The following is a 23,404-nucleotide window of genomic DNA, read 5'->3' on the forward strand; positions in this document are numbered from 1 at the left end:
GCATGAAAAATGCAGTAATCAAACGATAAATGTTCATGCAGATATGCGACTTACGCATATTTAAAATGAGTTACGTTAAATTTAAGGATTTAATTCGTTGTATTTCATTAAAAATGGCTTATTTTTATAATAAACTCGGATATCTGCATTTAGGTCATATGCTGTTTTGAAATATGACGACAAATAAAAGGATTTATTTATGCGAAGAAGCATCCCGTCCATTCAGGGCCTGATTTGCTTTGAAAGTGCAGCAAAACATCTAAGTTATACCTATGCTGCGCAAGAGCTATGCATTACTCAAAGTGCAGTTTCGCGCCAAATTCAGCAGTTAGAAGATTTCTTAGGTGTTGAACTCTTTATACGTACTCGGCATGGCGTCGAGCTAACCATTGCAGGACAACAATATTTTAAAAGCATTAAACCCTACTTGTTAGGGCTAGAGAAATGTACAGCCGATGTGATTTCTCATAAGGGTTTAGGTGGAACATTAAAGTTAGGTGTGGTTCCTACCTTTGCAACGCGCTGGCTGTTACCCAAGCTCCATCTTTTAAATCAAAAACACCCTGAAATTACGGTTCATTTAGAAACCAGTACGAAACCTTTTTTATTTAACGATAATATTTTTGATGCTGCTATTTTTGCAGGTACGCAGCAGCAAATTGACCATTGGCCCGGCATACAAGCACATTATTTAATGGATGAAGAAATTGTACCTGTGTGCTCACCAAAACTCATCGAAAAGTATTTTCCAGATGCGGTCATGGTTAATGAAAATACCTATGATTTAAGCCCTGAAGATCTACTGAAAATCCCCCTACTGCAACAAACCACTCGGCCTAGCATTTGGCAAGAATGGTTTCTGACTCATCACATGCAGCACCCGAAGCCTTTTGATGGACAACGTCACGAGTTATTTTCAATGCTTGCAGTTGCCGCGAGTCATGACATGGGAATGGCTTTAATTCCACAAATGTTGATTGAGTCTGAACTGCAAAAAAAGGAACTGGTGATTGTTTCTAATAAAAAACTAAAAGGCAGCCGAAAGTACTATCTCATTCATTCGAGCCAAGACATCTCACCGACTATTCAAAAATTTGTTGAGTGGATTTACCAAGAACTAGAACAACTAAAGACCAATACGAATTAGCTCAGCAGCTTTTATTAAACTCCACGTATCTACACCTATACTCATAAAAAAAGATTGTGATTAATCAAAACACAATCTTTTAGTTAAGCATAAATAACTTTGAAATTAATGACTCATTAATTGAATATCTGAACCACTACGCTTCGGGTCAATCAAGATTTTGGCATGCTGTTCAGGGTCACGTAATGCTTCAAATGCACTCGTAACACCTTCTAGGCCAACAACACCTGTAATGAGCGGTGAACAGTTCACTTTACCTTTTGCAATCATATGTAGCGCATCTCGGAACTCAAGCGGCGTGTATCCCAATACAAACTGAATTTCTAACTCTTTATTAATCGCAAGTGCTGGTTCTATTTTGTCACTTTGCATGCACACGCCCACCCCAACAATTCGGGAAAACAAAGGTGCACCTTCAATAATTTGCTGTAAAACGCCCGGTACGCCAACACACTCAAAAATAACAGGACGTTTTGGCAGAGCGCCTAATTTATCAATCATGCGCCATCCATGCCACCACGGTAAGCGTGTCGCTTGCAATTTATCAAACAGCCCCATGCCCATATTAATGGCATCAGAAACATTGCCAAGCAAACCAAATTCTTTCCAGTTAGCAAATGGTGATGTCTCTTTAGGATCTACCACTATATCGGCACCGCATTGCTCAGCAAGCTTACGACGGTTTGGTGAAAAGTCACTGGCAACTACAGTTTTAACCCCCGCTGCTTTAAGCATTAATATGACACCTAGCCCGACAGGACCACAACCGACCACAATCGCAGGTTCACTCGTTTTTACACGACTACGGCGAACCGCATGCAATGCAACTGCCATAGGTTCAGTCATGGCAGCACTATCTGCATCTAGACCATTCGGTACTTCAAATATCAAGCTTGATTGAGCCAATACTTGCTCGGCATAGCCACCCGAAGCATTTGGAGAAAGGCCTGTAGACAAATAACCATGCTGATCAACGTTTAAAAGCGGCATTGCACAAACGAGTGTGTCGGCTTTAAATTTATGACGTGTTTTTGGACCGTAGTCTAAAACCTTGCCGCAAAACTCATGTCCTAGTACAAACGGGTCTGTGGACTTCGCTAAACCATTAAACCCTACACGTGCAGCCAAATCATGCATGTGGTCGCAGTGGTGCTGCATATGTAAATCTGAACCACAGATCCCGCATCGCACCACTTCCAATAAAACTTGCCCTTTTGCAGGTGTTAAGTTCGGTTGATCCACGACTTGTAATGTTGCTTGATGACAAAGTACCGACTTCATTGGAGTGCTTCCTATTTCTTCTTTTTCATTTACTTGCCAGAAATAGATTTCTACAGATAAATTAATCGCTTTATCGGTTTGGTCTTTAGCAAGCCTTTATTCATCTTTACAAGTAAAAGCCAAAATACCAATGACCATTCTTCAGCCAATCTACTCTTGAAGAGTCAACAAAAACAGGCTCAGCGAAATTAAAAACAATAAAAATCTTGGTGCTTGTATCTTACACAGACTGCGTTATCTTCTTAGGCCAGAACAATGTCATCAAAATTAAAACTTATACAAATATAGTAAGTTCAAAAAACTCAACTCAACGCTTTTCACAAAAACATAGCAAAACCAAACTTTTATCAGTGGCTCTAAACAGGCATGATAAATTGATGCAAACAGATAAGAAGAAATCTATGATTACAAAAACGCTCCCGCTTACAGATATACACCGCCACCTTGATGGCAACATCCGCATTCAAACTATTTTAGAATTAGGCCAACAATACCATTTAGATTTGCCTGCTTACGACATTGAATCTTTGCGACCACACGTACAAGTGATGGATAACCAACCTGACTTATTAAGTTTTTTATCGAAGCTCGATTGGGGCGTAAAAGTATTAGCGAGTTTAGATGCCTGTAAGCGTATTGCATTTGAAAACATGCAAGATGCAGCACAACAAGGCCTAGACTATGTAGAACTACGTTTTTCACCAGGTTATATGGGCATGACCCATCAACTCCCTCTTGAAGGCGTTGTTGAAGCGGTTATTGCGGGCGTAAAAGAAGGCAGTCAAGCTTACGGAGTAAAAGCGAATTTAATTGGCATTATGAGCCGTACTTTTGGTCAGGAAGCCTGTGAAAAAGAGTTAAATGCTCTACTCGCCCATAAAAATGATATTAAAGCGTTGGATCTTGCTGGAGATGAGCTTGGTTTTCCGGGTAATTTATTTATTGATCACTTTAAAAAAGCACGTGATGCAGGTTGGCACATTACGGTACATGCAGGTGAAGCTGCCGGTCCAGAAAGTATTTGGCAAGCCATTGAAGAATTAGGTGCCGAACGAATTGGACATGGTGTTAAAGCGGTTCAAGATTTAAAACTTTTAGATTATTTGGCAAAACACCAGATTGGTATTGAATCTTGTCTCACCTCAAATATTCAAACCAACACAGTACCCTCTTTAGCAGAACATCCATTAAAGACTTTTTTAGAACATGGTGTGCTTGCCACCATTAATACAGATGACCCTGCTGTCGAAGGTATTGAAATACAACATGAATATTTAACTGCTGCTCCACTGGCAGGTTTAAGTCCTGAGCAAATTTATACAGCTCAACAAAATGGACTTAAAATCGCATTTTTATCAGAACAAGAAAAAGATGAGTTAAGGCAGAAATATCAATAGCAGAGAACAGAACTTATTTAAACAAGTTCAAATATTGGAGTGTGTATGAATTAAAATTTAAATATATAAAAACAAAAAAATTCCTTCTGTCTGTAAGACTAGAAGAAATTATTTCCAATATTTGAGAAAGCTTGAACGCTTTTAAATATGGTCGGAGCAGTAGGATTCGAACCTACGACCCCCTGGTCCCAAACCAGGTGCACTACCAGGCTGTGCTATGCTCCGAAATTGGGGTGAATGACGGGATTCGAACCCGCGACAACTGGAATCACAATCCAGGGCTCTACCAACTGAGCTACATCCACCATCAAATAAGTTCTATGTACCAAGCTACCAAATGGCGCGCCTGACAGGATTCGAACCTGTGACCATCCGCTTAGAAGGCGGATGCTCTATCCAACTGAGCTACAGGCGCTTAACCGATGATGCTTATCATGCGATACTTCGCCGATCTTAAAATATTCTTTTAAGTGGTCGGAGCAGTAGGATTCGAACCTACGACCCCCTGGTCCCAAACCAGGTGCACTACCAGGCTGTGCTATGCTCCGATCTATCTCAGCTTTTGCTGTATCGCACATCGTGCGGTACGGTGTGCATTCTAGGCGCGACGCCCTCAGACGTCAACACCTATTGTCAAAAAAAGTTAAAAATCCTTATCAAATGTATATTTAACAAGCATTTTGAGCCTTTTTAACGTTTTAACGATGCACTAAAGGCTAACATTCGATCTAAAGGCATTTTGGCACGTTCAGCAAGCGCTGGATCAACATGTATTTCTTGATCGCCTTTTTGTAAAACTTCTAAAATTCCGTCGAGTTCATTCATTGCCATCCACGGACAGTGAGCACATGAACGACAAGTTGCTCCCTCACCCGCTGTTGGAGCTTCAACTAAAATCTTATCTGGTACTGCTTGCTGCATTTTGTAGAAAATACCACGGTCAGTTGCCACAATGAGTCTTTCATTTGGCAAAGTCTGTGCAGCTTTAATGAGTTGAGAAGTACTACCTACCGCATCAGCAATTTCTACTACCGACTCTGGCGACTCTGGATGTACCAATACAGCAGCGTCTGGATACAGTGCTTTCATGTTGGCAATGCCACGTGCACGGAATTCTTCATGCACAATACATGCGCCATCCCAAAGCAACATATCTGCACCAGTTTTCTTTTGAATATAGCGACCTAAGTGCTGATCTGGTGCCCAAATAATTTTTTCGCCCAAACTGTCTAGGTGCTCAACAATTTCAACTGCACAGCTGGAAGTCACTACCCAATCCGCACGTGCTTTAACAGCAGCCGATGTATTGGCATAAACCACTACGGTGTGGTCAGGGTGTTGATCACAAAATGCTGTGAACTCATCGACTGGACAACCTAAGTCAAGTGAACAGGTTGCTTCAAGTGTCGGCATCAGGATTGTTTTTTCAGGAGACAGAATTTTAGCTGTTTCTCCCATAAACTTAACACCAGCCACAACCAGTGTAGAGGCTGCATGATCTCGTCCAAAACGGGCCATTTCTAAAGAGTCAGAAACGCATCCACCTGTTTTTTCTGCAAGTTCTTGTACATCGGGATCGCAATAGTAGTGAGCAACAAGGACAGCATCACGTTTTTTGAGCTCTGCTTCGATCTGTGCAAACTTTTGTTGTTTTGCTTCTTCACTTAGGCGGTTGTCTTTTGGTTCACCTAAACGGTCTAAATGCGCTTGTACAATGTTTTTTGCATCGTTGGCAATTAAAGTCGCATCACTCATAAAACGTCTTCTCTATCCTTCATGCTGGCATACCTGCTCGCATATAACGTTACTGCTTAAATGATTTACTAAATTGAATCATTTAATATCAAAAGATGGGGCTAATAAAAAAGCCTCTTTGTCGAGGCTTGATTATAACTGAATATTTACGAACGGTAATCTGCATTAATCTTGACGTAGTCGTAAGATAAATCGCATGTGTAGACTGTGTCCTTGGCTTGACCGCGACCTAAATCAACGCGAATGGTAATTTCGGTTTGTGCCATAACGCGCGCACCCGCTTCCTCGGTATAGTCCTCGGCTGCACCACCATCTTTACAGATTTGAACGTCATCTAACCACACCTGAATTTTAGACACGTCTAAGTCTTTAACTCCTGCGTAGCCAATTGCCGCTAAAATACGTCCCCAGTTCGGGTCAGATGCAAATAGTGCAGTTTTAACGAGTGGTGAATGCGCAATGCTATAAGCAATGTCACAACACTCTTGAATGTTACCGCCGCCCTCTACCGCAACAGTAATGAACTTGGTCGCACCTTCGCCATCACGTATAATTAACTGTGCTAAACGGTTCATGACACGAGCAAGCACTTCTAATACTTTTGCGTAGCGCGCGTCGCTTTCCGATGTAATTTCAGCACCACCAGCCTGACCAGTTGCCACAAAAATACAAGAATCATTTGTTGAGGTATCACCATCAATGGTAATACGGTTAAAAGAATGCTCAACCGTGGTCTTTAATAGCTTTTGGACTAAATCGCGGCTAATAGGCGCATCTGTAGCAACAAAGCTCAACATGGTTGCCATGTTTGGACGGATCATGCCTGCACCTTTACTAATACCGGTCATGGTATAAGTAATGCCATCAAGTTCAAATTGTTCAGATGCACCTTTAGGGACTGTATCTGTCGTCATAATGCCAGTTGCTGCATCATTCCAAGCAGCATCTTGTACGCTATTTAATGCAGGTTGAAGACCAGCAAGTAAACGTTCCATTGGAAGCTGTTCACCGATCACCCCTGTAGAAAACGGAAGTACTTCAAAACTGTTCACACCAGCAAGCTCAGCTAACTTCGCGCAAGTAGCTTGAGCATTTTTTAAGCCTGTAGGTCCAGTACCTGCATTGGCATTACCTGTATTAATTACTAAATAACGAGGATTGCCTTGAGCGAGATGAGCTTTAGAGACATGAACAGGTGCTGCACAGAAGGCGTTTTGAGTAAATACACCCGCAACATTTGAACCTTCTGCAAACTCAAAAATGACTAAATCTCGTCGGTTTTGGTAACGTACATATGCTTCTGTTGAGCCAATTTTTACACCTTTTACCACATGCATTTGTGGCATTGTTACGTCGCCGACAGCCATTTTTAGAACATCCAGAGTTTGTTATGAAAAGATCAATATTTCAGAAAATAGCGAGGTCATAAAACCCGCTTTATATGAAATATCAGTATTGACAGCTTATTAGAAAAGCCTGAAAAAATCGAGCGCTAAAAATAGCTTATTTTTGCTCTAATTTTAATAAAATATCTTTCTTATCAAGACCACCAGCAAAACCTACTAAAGCGCCACCCGCGCCAATGACTCGGTGACAAGGTGCAATAATCGAAATTGGGTTTTTACCATTGGCAGCCCCTACTGCTCGCACTGCTTTTTCATTTCCAATTTGAACAGCAATTTCTTTATAACTTCTTGTTTCGCCATAAGGAATGCTGAGTAATGCGGTCCATACCTGTTTTTGAAATGGTGTACCTTCAAAATCTAATGGCAATGTAAATTCACGGCGTTTGCCTTCAAAGTATTCTTTTAACTGTTGCTCAGTTTTTAATAAAACCGGATGCTCAGCTTGTTCGACCAGCTCTGCCAGTCGAACACGTTTTGGATTTTCATTGTCCCAAAGTACTGCCACCAAAGCATTTTCATTCGCAACTAGTTTTAATTGCCCAACAGGCGAATTGATATACTTATAAGACAGCAACATACTTTATCCTTTTAAGATGGAGACGAAATTTTCATTAGAACCAGTCCCGATACAATCAGTACAGCGGCAATCATTCTCATTGCACCAATAGGTTCATTGAGAAAAAATATACCCACTAAAAATGATCCAATTGCACCTATGCCTGTCCAAACCGTATAAGCAGTACCAAGAGGTAAAGTTTTCATTGATATTGAAAGTAGAACTACACTCAAAATCATAAAAACTACGGTAATAACACTAGGGGTTAAACGTGTAAAACCTTCAGACATTTTCATAGAATATGCCCAAATGATTTCAAATACACCTGCTAAAATTAAAATAGCCCAAGCCATAACATTCACTAATTTTTATAGTGTCAGGTCGTCCCGACATGATTACCCATTATGGGGGAGGTCGTTCCTCCTTATGTGAAGACTCAGTTTACTTTAAAATAAAAAATGAAGGCAAACCCGAACTCAAGCTTGCCTTTATCAGAAAATATTATTCATTTTTGAGTTGTAGAATTTTCCGAGCACCATTTAAAACAAACAAAACAATAATCAATCCAATAATTAAATCAGGATAACGAGAGCCAGTGATTGCAACTAATATTCCCGCAATAATGACACCTAAGTTTACGATGACATCATTGGCAGAGAATATATAACTTGCCTTCATATGTGCCCCACTCTCCTTATGATCTCTCATTAAATAAAGACAACTAACATTGGCTGCAAGCGCTAAACCACCAATTAAAATCATGAGAATTGAAACAGGTTCACTGCCGTATATAAAACGACGTAATACATCAACTAACACAATCATGGCTAAGCCAAACTGAAACCATCCGGAAATATGTGCAGCCTTTAATTGAGCATTGAGGTTTTTACCTACCACAAATAAAGCAATTCCATAAATTGCCGCATCGGCAAACATATCGAGTGAGTCAGCAATTAATCCTGTTGATGACGCAATGATGCCTGCCATAAATTCGATAAAAAACATCACTGCATTAATAAGTAACAACCATTGTAAAACCTGTTTTTGTGCTGCATTGGCTGAAGAGCTAACACGTACCTTTTTAGGCTTTTCAATGGGTTCATAGTGAGGTTGAGTTTGCTGTAACTCTGCCCCTAAACCTAGGCGTTGCAGACTTTGGGTAATTTTTTCAGCTTCTGTACTGTGATACACCGCTAAATGCCGAGCAGGCAAATCAAATTCAAGTTCTTGAATATGTCCAGCATAAGGTGCTAACGCCATTCGCACCATCTGCTCTTCTGCTGCACAATCCATGTGAGGAATATGGTAATAACTCACCCATTGGATTTTATTTGCCATAGGTTCACTCGGCATAGAATATTCCTGAGTTGCTACGCTTGAACACCCACAGCTTGAGCAGCTTTTATTTACATTTATTTGATTCTCTTGTTTTTCTAAAGCCATCTTTGCACCATAACTGACACAAAAAACAATGCCATTAGTATAAACTAATGGCATGTCATTAAGCTTACTTTTTGTTCGGCAATTAGAATTTTAGTGTTAACCCTGCACCATAATACCAACCATTTTTAGAGTCGGTTCCAGTTTGCCAAGCAGTTTGTTTTAAACCTTTTTCATAACCATAACCGACATCAACAAATGGCATGACCTTTTTATTGATTTCATAACGGGTTTGAAAACCTGCCTGTAAACTCGATAATCCCGTTTTACTGGCATAGCGAGATTCATCTTGCAAAACAACGTTTGCTTTTAAATAGGGCTTACCAATCAACTTTTGGGTAAAAAGCAAATCTCTTTCAGACTCTAGGCTTAACTTCCATAACTGATCTTCACCTACATAAAGATAGGCATCGGTTTCAAAAAAGTAAGGCGCCATGCCATGTAAACCCACTACACCAGCCCAGCGTTCTTGCTTTTCGTCTTCCCGTTGTAAACGTTCATAGTTTACCCCAGCCTGTACATCCCAATAATCAGCTACATTGTGGCTATAAAGTACTGAACCGCCATAATTGGCATCTTCCGACTCGGCCTTTTCAACATGGGCTTTAATGAACAATTTATTTTCATCCGTTCCCACCCAGCTTTCCAATTCAGAAGAAAAACTGCCTTCACCCTCTTCATTTTGAGTCCAGCCAGTATCAATCTTAGTTGCTTGATAAACCTGTCCACCATGTTCGCGTAAATGATCGTGTGTTAAAGGTTCTTGAGCAAAAGCAAATAAAGATATACCCGAGAAAGCACCGCAACATATCATTTGAGAAAATAACTTAGTGATGCGCATGACTAGCTCCTTTCTCATTTTCAGATTGAACAGGTGGCTGTGATTGAGCTGGTTGTTGGCTGTCATTTACTTGAGCAACAATCAACTTATTCATCATTCCCGCACTCATGTGATAGAGCAAATGACAATGAATCGCCCATTCTCCCAAAGCATCGGCTGTCAATAACGCAGTAACGGTTTTTCCGGGTGGAACAATAACGGTATGTTTATTTGGTAAGTTTTCAGCTTGTTGACCATTTTCCAATTGCATAAACATGCCATGTAAATGCATTGGATGAGCCATCATGCTGTCATTTACAAACTTCAAGCGAATACGTTCGCCATATTTAACTTGTAATGGTTCAGCTTCGTTAAATTTCTTACCATTAATAGTCCAGATATAACGCTCCATGTTGCCCCCTAAACGAATGACTAATTCACGCTCGGGCGCACGAGTATCTGGCTGCGGTATTAAAGACTGCAAATCACTATATTGCAGTGCTTTCATATCTGCTGGTGTTGAAGCATTTGCCCAGCCATAAACGGGTTCATCTTTTTTGGACTTATTCTCAGATTGCACAGGCATCTCATGATTCATATTCTTCATAGCGTGATCATGTTCGCTAGATGACATAGTCTGCATATCCTGATTCATTTCAGGCATGGCCGATATGTCATGCTTCATGTGCATCATAGAATGGTCATGCCCGTCAGATGACATATCTTTCATATCATGGTCCATTTTCATCATTGTGTGATCATGATTAGCCTGACTCGTCTCTTTTTTCATCTCAGGCATAGCCGACATGTCATGTTGCATGTTCATTTGATGGTCAGCATGTTGATCGCTTTTACCCCCATGACTCATGCCCATATCGTCCATGGTTAATAAAGCACGTGGGCGCGGCTGTGGCATTTGAATTGGCCCTACAGCTTGGGTATTTTCATTGTGCAAAGTGCCGATAGCAAAACCACTGCGGTCAATAGACTCTGCTTCAATCTGATAATTTGATTGCGTAGGTTCTACAATGACATCGTAGGTTTCGGCTGTACCAATACGAAACTCATCAATTGCAACAGGTTTAACTGGCTGTCCGTCTGCACTCACGACAGTCATTTTTAAATTTGGAATTCTGACATCAAAAAAAGACATAGCTGAAGCATTAATAAATCGTAATCGAACCTTATCGCCAGTCTTAAAGTTACCTGTCCAGTTTTGCTCTGGTGTCTTGCCGTTAACCAAGAAAGTATAACCCGTCACATCAGACATATCGGTTTTTAACATCCGCATCTGATTCCACATCGAACGATCTTGCCAAGTTGCTTTTAAGCCCTGTGTTTTCACTTGCTTCCAAACATCAGATACGGTTTCACGGCGGTTTTGATAATACTCAGCAGATTTCTTTAAATTCTTTAAAATACTATCGCTAGAAGACTGATGAAAATCTGAAAGCATCACCACATAATCACGGTCAGTTTTTTCATGCGCCGCAACGGGTATTTTTCCTTTTGGATAAATCACGAGTGGTCCATATAAACCATCTTGTTCTTGGCCTTTACTATGGGCGTGATACCAATATGTGCCATTTTGTTTCACTTTAAAACGGTAAACAAAATCTCCGTTTGGCGCGATTCCTTTAAAACCATTGAAACCGGGCACACCATCCATTAACCCAGGTAGTAATAAGCCATGCCAATGTAAAGAGGTATCTTGATTCTTTAATTGGTTATGAACATGAATAACAGCCTCATCCCCTTCCTCAAACTCAAGAAGTGGGGCAGTAAACTTGCCATTTACGGTAATTCGTTTAAGGGGTTTGCCCGTAACATTGACCTGTTGTTCATTAATATTAAGGTGATATTCCTTAATTGCCGCGAGGGTCCATGGTGAAACCAATAGACCAAATACAGCGACGAGGCTGCTAATTGTTTTATGAGACATTGCTGTAATCCTTTTAACTAAAAAAATAAGTAAGAAAGGATTAAGCTTTTGGTGGACGTAAGATTTCTTGCCAGTATCCAGCTAAATGCTGTGCCTGATAAATACTACTAAATTGAGATGAAATAGGAATAAATGATGTTTCAATATCTGGTACAGCTTGCTGTAAAGCCAGATTCATCATTTGACAATGCACTGGGTTACAGTCTTGACAGTGTTCACCATGTTGATGAGAAACTTTAACCATAGATTGATGACATATCGCCTGATTATCAGCTTGAACATGCATAGTGTGATGTGTCATTTGTTTACTATGGCATGGCATTGTATGAAGATCACGCTGCATAGGCATCTGAGCAACAGACACGCCACTCCACCCAATGACCAAAGTCATTAGGAACACAAACCAAGCATACTTGCGTAAGTGTTGCAGCGTCATCATTTATTGCCTTGAGCAATCCATTTATCTATGGGGTATAAGCATAACCAAGTTTTAAAACAGATACAATTTTACATCTTAATTGATTGTTTTTATGGTCATTAAGCAAACGGAGGTTGATGCTGAAGAACTAAATCAATCACTTCTAGTGCACCTTCTCGTTCATTACTTCGTGTTGTATAAGGTGCTACTGCTTTTAAAGCTTCAATAGCATTTTCAACCGCAAACCCATAACCTGCTGCTTTGATCATCTGGATATCATTATTGTTATCGCCAATCGCAACCACTTGATTGGCTTCAATCTGCCATTTTTGTAGTAATAGCTTCAAACCATGCGCTTTATGTTGATCTGGAAGGATCAAATCAATAAAACCAAAGCCACTAGAAACAGGCACTAAAACCTTATCTGCTACGAAGCTTTGCTTCTGAAAATGTTCAAAAATTGCAAAACTTTCGTTTTCCTGAGCAGTAAAAGTAATTTTACATACCAGATCATCTAACGCATAAAAGTCATCGATAACTGTCAGCTTCTCAAAATATCGAGCGACTTTAGCGTAGTCCTCTGCATTCATACTCGTATGTACATAAGCACTCTGTTTTCCGCAGATCACCATTTTAGAGGTATATACTGGGTCAATCGCATTTAAAATCTCAATGAATTGCTCTTTGCTTAAATGAGCAAAAGCGAGTTCTTGCCCTGCATCTACAACATGTGCCCCATTTTCTGCAATGAAAGCAATTTCATGATTAATTTCTGGAAAATAAGTAACAAGCTTTGCAAGTTGGTTACCACTGGCCACCACAAAATGAATATTATTTTGTTTTAGTTGTTCATACTGTTTTAAAAAACGTGCTTTGTTGTACTGCTTCTTAGAATTAAGAAAAGTCCCATCCATATCTACCGCTAAAATTTTTACTGTCATTAATGATCTAGGTCTCTTACTAAAATCTTATTAAATCAAATTTAGCTTTACTTTTCATGACACTTTTACAGTTTTCTATCTATTATGTTTTAAAAGTTTTACACAGCTCCATCTCATTTTTTGCACAGGTCATTTTTTAGCAAAGCTTAATAAAAAAACAGACAATAAAATATCCAATACGTATAAAAAAAGAACGCCAAAGCGTTCTTTTTTCATATATTTTGTGTAGAGAGTAAACGGTTGATCTCTTTTTTGTTTATTTTACCAACATTTTATCCATACGGTTATCAACACAGTTATCCATAAAGTTATAAACAAAGTTATCCACAAGTTTACTCTCAGCTTAATAAGCTTTTTTAAACGCTCACAGTACCAACTCTAGCAAGCTCTGCACGCATTTGATCAATTACAACTTTATAATCTGGTTGACCAAAAATTGCTGAACCAGCAACAAACATATCTGCACCAGCTTCTGCAATTTCACGGATATTTGCAGGACCAACACCACCATCTACTTCTAAGCGAATATCTCGACCACTTGCATCAATAATTTTACGAGCTTCACGTAATTTTTCTAAAGTCATTGGAATGAACTTTTGTCCGCCAAAACCTGGGTTTACACTCATTAATAAAATTTGGTCAACTTTATCAAGTACGTAGTCCAAATAATGTAATGGGGTTGCTGGATTGAAAACTAGACCTGCTTTAGCACCACCAGACTTAATAAGCTGTAGTGAACGGTCAATATGGTGAGATGCTTCTGGGTGAAACGTAATAATATCTGCGCCAGCTTCTAGGAAATCGCCAATAATACGATCAACTGGAGATACCATTAAATGCACATCAATAGGAGCTTTAACACCATATTTTTTTAGAGCCTTACACACCCCTGCACCAAAAGTTAAGTTTGGAACATAGTGATTATCCATAACGTCAAAATGCACTACATCTGCACCTGCAGCTAACACTTTGTCTACATCTTCGCCTAAACGAGCAAAATCGGCAGATAAAATAGAAGGAGCAATCAAATAAGGCTTGGACATAGGTGGATGACCTGGCTAGAAGTTTAAGGAGAGGCTAAAAATTATAACAAAAAAGAACCTAGTTGGCCCGCTCTTCCTTGCTTAAATGGCAACATTTCAAACTTGCAACGTAACGTTGCTACTATAGAATGCTAAGTGCCAAACGAATTTGTTAAGGTACATTAAACCAATGTGAGGATTGATAATGAAAAGCACAACTCATCTATTAACAAATGATGGTAAACGCATTGCAAAACGTCTAGTCAATCATTGGAAGCACAAATTTGAAGTACAAGAAACTGATCAAGATTTTAAAATCTTCATGCCTAGTGCAACCATTACACTTGCACCTCAAACAGAGCAATTAAATGTTGCTATTGATAGTCAGTTAGATGATCACGGCCACTTGGAAAAAGTTGTCCTTGATCACCTAAACCGTATGGCTCAACAAGAATTTCAGGTGGAGTGGCAGCACTAACTCGCTGATGTTACCTTTTCTAACTGGATTGCATGAAACTGTAAGTGCTCATCCATAAAGGTCTGGATAAAATAATAGCCATGATCATAGCCAGCATGTTGTCTTAAAGTTAAGGGCTGTCCTGCTTTTAAACATGCTTGCTTAAATTTTTCAGGGTGAAGTTGTTCATAAAATTGATCATCCAATCCCTGATCAACCAAAATTTCGCTAAAAACTGCACCATTTTTTAAGACTAAAGCTGTAGCATCATGAGCCAACCAGCTATCGCGGTCTGTACCTAAATAATGGCTAAATGCTTTTTCACCCCATGCACATTCACTTGGCGCGCAAATCGGTGCAAATGCAGATACCGACTTAAACTTGTCAGGATATTTAAAAGCTAAAGTTAAGGCACCATGGCCCCCCATCGAATGTCCGAAGACACCAACTTGTTTAGCATTTACCGGAAAACTTTTTAAAATGAGTGGATATAACTCATCAATTAAATAGCTTTCCATCTGATAATGCTCAGACCAAGGCGCTTGCGTTGCATTAATATAAAAGCCAGCACCTTGCCCTATATCCCAATGGTCACCTACAGCGACTTGTTCACCACGAGGAGAAGTATCAGGTGTAATCAATATAAGACTAAGCTGGGCTGCCATATGCTGTGCATGTGCCTTAATGGCAAAAGTTTCTTCAGTACACGTTAAACCCGCTAAGTAAAACAAAGTTGAGCAAGGTTTACCTTCTAAAGCAGCAGGTGGCAAATAAACCCCAAACTTAGTAGAATCTTTTAATAATTGAGAATCAAACTGATAAATGCGCTGCTCACCCTCAAAGCAGCGGTTTTTTTGCAGGAGTTGCATCGTTTTTAGCCTCTGTTTGTGTCTGAGCAATATTTACACTACCTGTATTTGGTTGAGGAAAAAGATATTTTTCCAACTGAGGTAGCATAAGTTCCATATTCTTACCAATCATCCATTGTGGCTCCGAAGGTTCTACACCTTGAGCGACTTCCCATTTCGTCACAGTTTGCTTAGCGGCATTAAACGAATCTTTCATAGAAGACTGCTCTCGCATCGCCAAATCAAAGAAAGCTCGTCCAAAATAAGTATAGTCAGCTTCGTTATTACAACCGAACGAAGTTTTATCCGCAGCAGATGCCGTAATAATTAATGTATCAGGTGACTGTAACGCCGGAATAAAGCTTCCCGAGTAACAGGCGGAAATGACAATTACACGCCAACGGATCCCCGCTTTATCAAGCGTTTCACGTAACCATTTCGGATCGACTTGCCCCAAATCTAGCGGTGCATTTTCAATTTCAAAATGGTTTTGTTCACCGTGCGATGTCATATATAAAAATAACACATCACTATCACGGTTCATTTGCTGGCCCATACGGCGTAGAGCCAACTCTATACTAGTTTTAGACGCAATCGGAATTTCGGTTCGAGTATCTGGATTATTGACCAACATCATCGAACGTCCGACAGTACCGAAACGTGTATCGAATTGTTCTTTAATACGAACCACTTCCGATTTAAAAACGTCTTGGTAACTGTCGCCAGCAACACCTAAGAAGTACCAGTGGCTTTTCGCTAGCTCACCATATTGGACTTGCTCTAACGCATCATGAAGTAACTTACTTTGTGCATAGAAAGCATCTTCGGCAAAGGTAGGTGGAGAATCTTCCACTTTCCAAATAGGCTGATCTTTTACAGAAAGCTGCCAAACAACCATAGTTGCAATGGTCGCAACCATGACCAACGCCCGCTCCCACCAAGGCCATTTCAGCTCACGCGAGAAAACCCAAATAACTGCCAAACTTTGCCACACAAAAAGTGCCACAAACAGACTCGGTAAAATACCGTTATAAATAGCGTCGGGAACAAAGTTCAAATAACCATTAGAGCCCAGATATTGAATTAAACATTGAATTAATAAAATATTGGTATCTAAAACTAGCCACAGTAAGGCTGGAACTAACATTAAACGCGGCTGATTAATACGCTGTGATAAAAAAATACCAACAATAAGCGCAATAAAAGGCCAGAGTGCGTACCCAATTAGGCCTTGGGAGTTAAAATCACCCATTTGACCAGCTACGAGCCAGCTATAAAGTGAGTTGGTACATCCGCCTAATATTCCCCAAACTATAAGTTGAAGAATAGAGGGATGTACGATCTGTAAGGAACGTCTTGACCCCAAAAATAACCACATTCCGGCAAGCTGGTTACTTTTAAAATCATGCCAAAAGTTAATGGAAGGTTTGAGATCAATCATAAAAAGGTTTCAAAAATTTCGTTTTTGTCAGGCATCATAAGTGTATGCCTGCTAAGAATTTTAGCAATCATGCTTTCGAACTATATCACATATATTTGTGCATTATTCAAGCAATAAAACTTAACCTTACATAAGCTTACTGAAAGTAAGCATCAAAACGACAAGCATCCCCCTGCCACTGATGAGCTGGCTCTTGATTTGCTAAGAAAACAGCATAGCGTGGACGTTTTACAATCACTCGCTTGGCAACTTTTTTGGCCAAATCAAGCAAATTATCTCCCAAATCCATTTCTCCATCTTCGGGTAAAAGTAAATGCAAAAGTTGCATCTGCTTTTTGACCTGGGCTTGTTTTTTAATTGCTTGTTGGTTTTGGTCGCGCTGTGGGAACATCGGGTCAAGGTAGACTACATCAACCGTTTGTGCGTCTTGATCTAATTGCTGTAAATAGCTTGCAGAGTCAGCAAAGATTAGTTGAATACGATCTATAAATTGACTTAAAAATGGATCACGCTGTGCCTGAGCTTTTGAATCTTCAAGTAAAGTAAATAAAATCGGATGACGCTCAACAAGCTGGATTTGGGCACCCAGATAAGCCATAAGTAAGCTGTCATGACCTAAGCCCGCTGTAGCATCGACCAGTACTGGCTTTTCCCCTAACTGACAAGCACGAGCAATCATTTCCGATTTAAGACTTGCTCGTTTTAAACGTGGGATTTCAGCTTTCCAGTCAGGCTGCATTTTCATGCCGTTCGCAGATAACCAAAGTCCGTTTTCATCTACACAAAGTGCTAATTCAGGATTTAAACGTAAAAAACGGGCATTGAGCTTTTCAATCGGCTGTAAATCGGCAGTCACGCCTCTAGAAGAAAGCACAGCTTGGTAATGCTGTGCTTGTTCTTGAAAATCCACTTCAAAATATATATGCATGCGCAGTGCCTTTACTTTGCTTTACCCTGATCCGCAATTTTTTTCCATGCATCATCACGCAAGTAAACCGGTAAAGCATGTTCAGCATCAACCCACTGCTTTTGGGCAGCATAGACACGTGCAATCGAAGCAATGTCCTGTGCAGTGGCAGTGATTGTTTGATACTCTGCATCAGCTTGAAGAAGTTTAGCACCTGAACCAATCAAGCAATGCTTTGCATAGGCAGCCGCTTGCTCGTAGTTCATTAATTTTTCTTCATCGATACACTGCATGATGCCTTGCTCATCTAGAACAAAACTTGCAATGTAAACTTCGTTCATACGTGCATCGAGTACCGCAGTTACCTGCTCTAATCCTTCAAGTCGGTAAGCCGCTTGTGCGAGAGCTTGCAAGGTAGAAACGGGAACCACAGGTAAATCTTGTGACCAAGCTAAAGCCTGAGCAACAGCAGCATTAATTCGAACACCACTAAAAGAACCTGGCCCTCGGCTAAAGGCAATTGCATCTAAACCAGCTACGTCAAGTTCGGTTTGTTGTAACCCTTGCTCAATCATTGGCAGAATGGTCTGAGTTTGTGCTTTCGCTCGCGTATCGAGTTGGAAAAATAGTTCTTGGGTTTCATCAATTAATGAAATGGAACATTGCTCGTTTGCAGTTTCCAACGCCAGCAGTTTCATGCACAACCTTAGTATTCAATCAGATTAAAAACGGAAGTTATGATACCCCACTCGGCCCTGTTAGGCGAGTTGTTCCTATCTAAATAAAAATGCCAAGCGAGTGCTTGGCATAGAAAATATCTTACTAAAATTTTAAAAGTGAAATTCTTTCAAATCGGTATAGCTTTTAAAGTGTTCAGCATAATGTAGTGCGCTCAAACGTATTTTTGCCGCGCCATCTTCATCCAAAGTTTTCACAATTTTGCCTGGTGAACCCATCACTACTGAGTTATCTGGAATCACTTTACCTTCTGGTATTAAAGCATTAGCACCAATAATACAGTTCTTACCAATCACAGCTCGATTTAAAATGACGGCGTTCATACCAATCAAGCTATTATCACCAATCGTACAACCATGCAGCATGACTTTATGTCCGACCGTGACATATTCACCAATATTTAGCTCAAGTCCAGCATCAGTATGTAATACAGAATTTTCTTGAATATTAGAAAAATTACCAATGCGCACTATACAATTATCGGCACGTACTACAGCACCAAACCAAATACTGACCTGACGGCCTAATTCTACTTGTCCAATAAGCGTTGCGGTTGGAGCAACCCAGCCATCCCATGGCTCATGTAAGGCTTTTGGATGCTGTCCTTGATAGCTATACATCATAATTTATCAGTCCTGATCTTTATTTTTTATGAGAAAATTTTGGCATTCCAAACGTTGGTGAGTTCAGTAGAAATGGCCACTCTTTTTGGTAGCCTAAACCATATTTAAATAAGGCAATTAACATCCGCGCTGTGAGGCCCCAAATAATTTCATTATCAATCTGCAAGCTTGGGAAGTATAAAGATTGATGAGCATATCGAACTTCATATGGCGTCGGACGCGTCTCTATAAGTTGCTGTAAAGGCACAAAGAAAATTCGATCAATTTCGGTGGGCTGAGGAATTAAAGTTACCTCAGGAGGAATAAGCCCAACAATCGGTTTTACAGACAAGCCACTTCTTGCACGTTGCATAGGCAGATCACCTAGCAACTGTACATCAAACGGATTTAAAGCCGTCTCTTCTTGAGCTTCTCTTAGCGCTACAACAATATTACTTGTATCACTGGGGTCACGTTTGCCACCCGGAAAAGAAACCTCCCCCGCATGGTTGTTCATATGTATTGAACGGCGTGTAAGCAGTACCTTAGGATTATTTTCATTTGTAATCGCAATCAGTACTGCAGCTTGTGCTTCTTGTATGCGGGTGGAAAAGCGCAATCTTTGCTGTAACTTTTGTGTTAGCAAGTGCTCTTCCATACCATTCACCTATTATTCTGTCTCTCTTTGCATCATATCTGAAAATCAAACTTAGGGAATAGAGTTGATGCGTAAGTCCAAAAATTCAGTTATGCTGAGGCATCTCTATACTCGATGATAATTATGAGTTTCTGTGTAGCGTGTGGGCATAAAACCGAACAAAAAATTCCTTTAGGTGATCATAAAGTACGCCGTGTTTGTACTCATTGTGGAAATATTCATTATGAAAACCCCAAAGTAATCTGCGGTGCCTTAGCGTTATGGGAAGATAAAGTACTCCTCTGCCGTCGTGCAATTGAACCTCGTTATGGCTTATGGACTTTGCCCGCTGGTTATATGGAGTTGTTCGAAACCATGGAACAAGGTGCGGCGCGAGAAACTCGTGAAGAAGCAGAAGCCGAAATTGAAATAGAACAACTTTACTGTATATACAATATTCCTCGTATTGGTCAAATTTATGTACTTTTCAAAGCTCAGCTAAAAGATGGACTTTTTGGTGCGGGTGAAGAAAGCATAGAGAGCCGATTATTCGAAGAGCATGAGATTCCATGGGGTGAACTTGCCTTTCCGAGTGTCGAACACACACTCAGACATTATTTTGAAGATCGTAAAAAACAAGTTTTTCCAACGCACCTAGAAACACTAGGAACTCGTTTAGACCATACAGGTTAATTTAGTTAATAAAAAAGACCGCTTTCACGGTCTTTTTTATTTTGTTTAATTAAGATTTAATTTTGATCGCTTTACATGCTGGAATAGACTGATCAGCTAGTTTAATTGTGACCGTACCCAATTGGCGTTTGGCTAAAGCTTTATCATCTTCAGTAGGGGTTACTTTATCAAGCTTATTATAGCTAGCCTGAGCTGCCGCATATTGATTATACCAAGGAGTATTATTATCAAAATCTATGCTTGTACTATCTACCTTATTTGCCAATAAATTAAATAGATTCAATTTTGCAGGACCTGGAGAAACACCTGCAAAAGTCAGCCCAACCATAACACCATCGATATTGGCAAATTTAGTATTAGATAAAATCATACGGACATATACAGATTGATCAGCATTTAAAGGGTCATTAACCGTCGCTGCTGTAGTACCAATTCGATATTGTTGCACACCATTGCTATCAACTAAACTTGCATCTGATACCGTAGCACATTGACCTGACATATCCGTTGTTGTCGAATTAGGTTTGATATCAGTCCGAATATCTCCATGCTCATCAATCACAATACCTAAATTTACAGGTTGAATAGTGGTATCTGAAAAATTGAATGTCAAAGTAGCATAAAGAGGAAAAATATAATTTTCGCCTGTTTTTACATTACCTAATGTTTTAAAAACATTTTGCTCTAGATAACTAATAGGGCTACTTTTAATAATACTCAACATACCATTGTAACTATCTCCATCAACATTTTGACGCCAGAGCCCGTAATGCTGTGGATTACCTGTACTAAGTTTTGTTAAGTATTTATAGAATGCCTCTGTGCCTGCTACTGCATAATCATTAAAAAATTTTCCCTGATAAATCTGCAGATCTTCGCTTGGGTTATTAGAAAAACTCAACCGGAGTGGTGTAGTTGACTGAACTTCTCGACTAACCGGGTTTAACCAATTATTTTGTGCATATACATTGAGTTTAGCTGGTTTAACTTTTGAAGTTAATGAATAAGGATTTTGTACTACTTGATTACCCTCAGTTCCAGCAATAATCGCATCCCCCTTCCACTGCAGACCATATCCTAGCGTATAACCTTGACGATCCGATAATAAATAAAGATCATCTGTGGAATGACGCAAGTTAGGTGTATTAATAAAACACTCTTGTTGTGTAGATCTATTACATCCATTAAACACTTGATAAGTCTGAAGTACTGTTGAGTTAAGAAGGAGATTGAATGCTTGAAAAACACCGGCATTACTTAAATTAGTTGTTTGTACTAAAAGCCTATATGCTTCATCATCAGAAATTTGGTCTAGATCTAACCATGGTTTCAAAATGTTTGCATAAGCTCCGTTCTGAAATTCGGTAGCTGTTATACTCTGAGAAATCTTCGTAAGTTGATCTTTTTTTGTATCTGTAAGTTGAGTTGGTTGTATATCACCGATAACATTATCACCATTTTCTACACCAATGCTTTGAAAAATTTTTACTAAAGCAATTGCTACTTTAATAGTTTCATCATTTTTATCTAAGCTTACTGGTGTTTTTCCTGTAATTCCACTTGCTAAATCTAATATTCTTAAATATATAGGATTGCTTTGCTTGGTATTAGAATTAACAGAAGTAAACTTTCCAACTGTATCAAGATTAACGTTTCCTAAGTAAACCTTCTTATTATCTTTACTTTGAATATAAAAACTTGCCGTATCACCAACTTTACATGATCCAATTACAGCATTTCCTGAAAATTTTGTAGCATAATGAAAATTTGTAGCTGAACTACAATCAAAATTAATACCAGCTATCGGATAATCTAAAGCGAATTGTAAACAAGTTGTATCTACTGCACCAATATTACTTGTGGTCGGTGTACAACTGCCAGAAGATAAGTTTCCGTTATTGCTACCAGAGCTTGGATCTTCATTAATTGTCGAGCTACCACCGCCACAACCATTCAGCATGATTGCCAATGTGGTTAAAGCACAAGGCCAAAATAATTTTTTATTCATTAGATACCCTACTTATTTTTAACGTAATACTGAAATTTGAATCTGTCCTTGATTAGATAACTCTTGTTCTGCTACATCTACAGAGGAAGATAACGGAGTTAACATCATATAACGTGCATGAGGTGGCACTCTTAAAGTACCTTGAATTGATGCATGTTGTAATATTGTAGAAGGATAAGACTTGCTCTTGAACCCACTTGCACCCTCTAAAATACAACCCTTCTCATCTAAAAATATAGCCAAAGGCCAATAATATAGAGGTGCGGAATTACTCGCTGCAAATGACATAAGCTGTAAATGTTGTACAGATGGCTCAAGTTTTACTAGCTCGTATTCAAACTTTTCTTTTAATGGCTTACGAGGCCATAAATTTACTTCTTTTTTTGCTCTAAGAACTTTGATTGACTTTTTGTAGCCCTGAACAAAGCACTTATCTTGCTCAAAAGTTGTTTCTAATTCTTTTTGAGACAGACGTATGTAGGTTGGAGCTAAAACAATCGCTCCTTGATCTTCCTGAGATTGCTTATTAAAAAATTGTTCTAATGTAGATTTACTTAAACCTTTTTTCCGCTCAACAAACTCTGTTCGTCCTAAACCATCTGGCATAACATAAAAGCGTTTTTTGCCTTCAAGATTAAATTCTTGGTCTTCAAGATACTCATTATTTACATACTCCACGCCATCAATACTTGTAAATTTAGATCGATCATTTGAAGGATCTGGTATTGAAACAGTTTGAGAAGTACTTTGTGAAGATGAATAAATTTTAGCTGGAACACTTTCTGTATTAACGCTACTAGCCTGTTTTTTAACTTCCTCCTTCTGAGTTTTACTAACTGTTAAAGGAAGCTCTGGTGCAGTCGGTGCAGTCGGTGCAGTCGGTGCAGTCGGTGCAGTCGGTGCAGTCGGTGCAGTCGGTGCAGTCGGTGCAGTCGGTGCAGTCGGTGC

General features: G+C 39.5%; 23 protein-coding genes and 4 tRNA genes. 4 read left to right on the forward strand and 23 right to left on the reverse strand.

What is annotated here, in order from left to right; translation table 11 throughout:
• The first annotated feature begins 199 nt into the window (after nucleotides 1-199).
• Nucleotides 200-1,147: a LysR substrate-binding domain-containing protein gene (locus tag F984_RS14880; protein ID WP_004710450.1), complete on the forward strand. Its 948-nt coding sequence runs from the start codon at nucleotides 200-202 to the stop codon at nucleotides 1,145-1,147.
• A 105-nt stretch (nucleotides 1,148-1,252) separates the two neighbouring features.
• Here F984_RS14880 and F984_RS14885 read toward each other — a convergent pair whose 3' ends face one another.
• Nucleotides 1,253-2,428 carry a zinc-binding dehydrogenase gene (locus F984_RS14885; RefSeq protein ID WP_004710452.1) on the reverse strand — a complete coding sequence of 392 codons (1,176 nt, stop codon included), beginning with the start codon at nucleotides 2,426-2,428 and terminating at the stop codon, nucleotides 1,253-1,255.
• 401 nt (nucleotides 2,429-2,829) lie between these two features.
• Here F984_RS14885 and add point away from each other — a divergent pair, with 401 nt between their 5' ends.
• Nucleotides 2,830-3,825, forward strand: a complete 996-nt coding sequence (gene add / locus F984_RS14890; RefSeq protein WP_025469342.1) for an adenosine deaminase — start codon at nucleotides 2,830-2,832, stop codon at nucleotides 3,823-3,825.
• Between the two features lie 148 nt (nucleotides 3,826-3,973).
• On the opposite strand, the gene F984_RS14895 is transcribed toward add, so the two are convergent.
• The 14 genes from F984_RS14895 to rpe all read right to left on the reverse strand — a co-directional run bounded on the left by F984_RS14895 (nucleotide 3,974) and on the right by rpe (nucleotide 14,146).
• Nucleotides 3,974-4,050, reverse strand: a tRNA-Pro gene (locus tag F984_RS14895).
• A 4-nt stretch (nucleotides 4,051-4,054) separates the two neighbouring features.
• Nucleotides 4,055-4,130: transfer RNA gene (locus F984_RS14900), tRNA-His, on the reverse strand.
• Between the two features lie 33 nt (nucleotides 4,131-4,163).
• A tRNA-Arg gene (locus F984_RS14905) sits at nucleotides 4,164-4,240 on the reverse strand.
• A 56-nt stretch (nucleotides 4,241-4,296) separates the two neighbouring features.
• A tRNA-Pro gene (locus F984_RS14910) sits at nucleotides 4,297-4,373 on the reverse strand.
• A 142-nt stretch (nucleotides 4,374-4,515) separates the two neighbouring features.
• Nucleotides 4,516-5,580 (reverse strand): quinolinate synthase NadA, encoded by a 1,065-nt coding sequence (gene nadA, locus F984_RS14915; RefSeq protein WP_001278265.1) that lies wholly within the window; start codon nucleotides 5,578-5,580, stop codon nucleotides 4,516-4,518.
• A 146-nt stretch (nucleotides 5,581-5,726) separates the two neighbouring features.
• Entirely contained in the window at nucleotides 5,727-6,947 is a 1,221-nt protein-coding gene (gene argJ / locus F984_RS14920) for a bifunctional glutamate N-acetyltransferase/amino-acid acetyltransferase ArgJ (protein ID WP_004710456.1), read from the reverse strand.
• Between the two features lie 136 nt (nucleotides 6,948-7,083).
• Nucleotides 7,084-7,563: a methylated-DNA--[protein]-cysteine S-methyltransferase gene (locus F984_RS14925; RefSeq protein WP_004710459.1), complete on the reverse strand. Its 480-nt coding sequence runs from the start codon at nucleotides 7,561-7,563 to the stop codon at nucleotides 7,084-7,086.
• Between the two features lie 11 nt (nucleotides 7,564-7,574).
• Nucleotides 7,575-7,895: a DMT family transporter gene (locus F984_RS14930; RefSeq protein ID WP_002050323.1), complete on the reverse strand. Its 321-nt coding sequence runs from the start codon at nucleotides 7,893-7,895 to the stop codon at nucleotides 7,575-7,577.
• Nucleotides 7,896-8,043: 148 nt separating this feature from the next.
• The gene (locus F984_RS14935; RefSeq protein ID WP_004710462.1) at nucleotides 8,044-9,039 is read right to left on the reverse strand and encodes a cation efflux transmembrane domain-containing protein; all 996 of its coding nucleotides are present in this window, start codon (nucleotides 9,037-9,039) and stop codon (nucleotides 8,044-8,046) included.
• 28 nt (nucleotides 9,040-9,067) lie between these two features.
• A complete protein-coding gene (locus F984_RS14940; RefSeq protein WP_004710464.1) occupies nucleotides 9,068-9,823 on the reverse strand; it encodes a copper resistance protein B in 756 nt (251 codons plus the stop codon).
• Nucleotides 9,810-11,744: a copper resistance system multicopper oxidase gene (locus F984_RS14945; RefSeq protein WP_004710466.1), complete on the reverse strand. Its 1,935-nt coding sequence runs from the start codon at nucleotides 11,742-11,744 to the stop codon at nucleotides 9,810-9,812. Before F984_RS14945 ends, F984_RS14940 begins: the two co-directional genes overlap by 14 nt.
• A 40-nt stretch (nucleotides 11,745-11,784) precedes the next feature.
• Nucleotides 11,785-12,180, reverse strand: coding sequence for a hypothetical protein (locus F984_RS14950; RefSeq protein WP_025469343.1), 396 nt, complete (start codon nucleotides 12,178-12,180; stop codon nucleotides 11,785-11,787).
• 101 nt (nucleotides 12,181-12,281) lie between these two features.
• Nucleotides 12,282-13,103, reverse strand: a complete 822-nt coding sequence (locus tag F984_RS14955; protein WP_004710470.1) for a Cof-type HAD-IIB family hydrolase — start codon at nucleotides 13,101-13,103, stop codon at nucleotides 12,282-12,284.
• Between the two features lie 356 nt (nucleotides 13,104-13,459).
• Nucleotides 13,460-14,146, reverse strand: coding sequence for a ribulose-phosphate 3-epimerase (gene rpe / locus F984_RS14960; RefSeq protein WP_004710471.1), 687 nt, complete (start codon nucleotides 14,144-14,146; stop codon nucleotides 13,460-13,462).
• 184 nt (nucleotides 14,147-14,330) lie between these two features.
• Between rpe and F984_RS14965 the strand changes: the two genes are divergently transcribed.
• The gene (locus F984_RS14965; protein WP_004710473.1) at nucleotides 14,331-14,603 is read left to right on the forward strand and encodes a DUF2218 domain-containing protein; all 273 of its coding nucleotides are present in this window, start codon (nucleotides 14,331-14,333) and stop codon (nucleotides 14,601-14,603) included.
• Here the strand turns inward: F984_RS14965 and fghA are convergent.
• The 6 genes from fghA to F984_RS14995 all read right to left on the reverse strand — a co-directional run bounded on the left by fghA (nucleotide 14,600) and on the right by F984_RS14995 (nucleotide 19,785).
• Nucleotides 14,600-15,451: an S-formylglutathione hydrolase gene (fghA, locus tag F984_RS14970; RefSeq protein WP_004710475.1), complete on the reverse strand. Its 852-nt coding sequence runs from the start codon at nucleotides 15,449-15,451 to the stop codon at nucleotides 14,600-14,602. The two genes, F984_RS14965 and fghA, sit on opposite strands and share 4 nt — an antisense overlap.
• On the reverse strand, nucleotides 15,420-16,871 hold the full coding sequence (locus tag F984_RS14975) for a C13 family peptidase (RefSeq protein ID WP_004710477.1): 1,452 nt from the start codon (nucleotides 16,869-16,871) through the stop codon (nucleotides 15,420-15,422). Before F984_RS14975 ends, fghA begins: the two co-directional genes overlap by 32 nt.
• Before the next feature lie 136 nt (nucleotides 16,872-17,007).
• Nucleotides 17,008-17,799, reverse strand: a complete 792-nt coding sequence (locus F984_RS14980; protein ID WP_004710479.1) for a class I SAM-dependent methyltransferase — start codon at nucleotides 17,797-17,799, stop codon at nucleotides 17,008-17,010.
• A gap of 11 nt (nucleotides 17,800-17,810) precedes the next feature.
• Complete coding sequence (gene tsaB / locus F984_RS14985) at nucleotides 17,811-18,476, reverse strand: tRNA (adenosine(37)-N6)-threonylcarbamoyltransferase complex dimerization subunit type 1 TsaB (RefSeq protein ID WP_004710482.1); 666 nt, start codon at nucleotides 18,474-18,476, stop codon at nucleotides 17,811-17,813.
• A gap of 132 nt (nucleotides 18,477-18,608) precedes the next feature.
• Entirely contained in the window at nucleotides 18,609-19,136 is a 528-nt protein-coding gene (locus F984_RS14990; RefSeq protein WP_080631653.1) for a gamma carbonic anhydrase family protein, read from the reverse strand.
• A gap of 22 nt (nucleotides 19,137-19,158) precedes the next feature.
• Nucleotides 19,159-19,785, reverse strand: a complete 627-nt coding sequence (locus F984_RS14995; protein ID WP_006581515.1) for a CoA pyrophosphatase — start codon at nucleotides 19,783-19,785, stop codon at nucleotides 19,159-19,161.
• Nucleotides 19,786-19,899: 114 nt separating this feature from the next.
• Here F984_RS14995 and F984_RS15000 point away from each other — a divergent pair, with 114 nt between their 5' ends.
• Nucleotides 19,900-20,448, forward strand: coding sequence for an NUDIX hydrolase (locus F984_RS15000; RefSeq protein ID WP_025469344.1), 549 nt, complete (start codon nucleotides 19,900-19,902; stop codon nucleotides 20,446-20,448).
• A gap of 49 nt (nucleotides 20,449-20,497) precedes the next feature.
• On the opposite strand, the gene filF is transcribed toward F984_RS15000, so the two are convergent.
• Entirely contained in the window at nucleotides 20,498-22,456 is a 1,959-nt protein-coding gene (gene filF, locus F984_RS15005) for a putative pilus system protein FilF (protein WP_004710488.1), read from the reverse strand.
• A gap of 18 nt (nucleotides 22,457-22,474) precedes the next feature.
• Nucleotides 22,475-23,404, reverse strand: a 930-nt coding sequence (gene filE / locus F984_RS0104005) for a putative pilus assembly protein FilE (protein ID WP_004710490.1), incomplete at its 5' end; no start/stop codon positions are given.

Origin of the sequence: Acinetobacter nosocomialis NIPH 2119 (genome assembly GCF_000368085.1) — a bacterium.
Lineage (GTDB): Bacteria > Pseudomonadota > Gammaproteobacteria > Pseudomonadales > Moraxellaceae > Acinetobacter > Acinetobacter nosocomialis.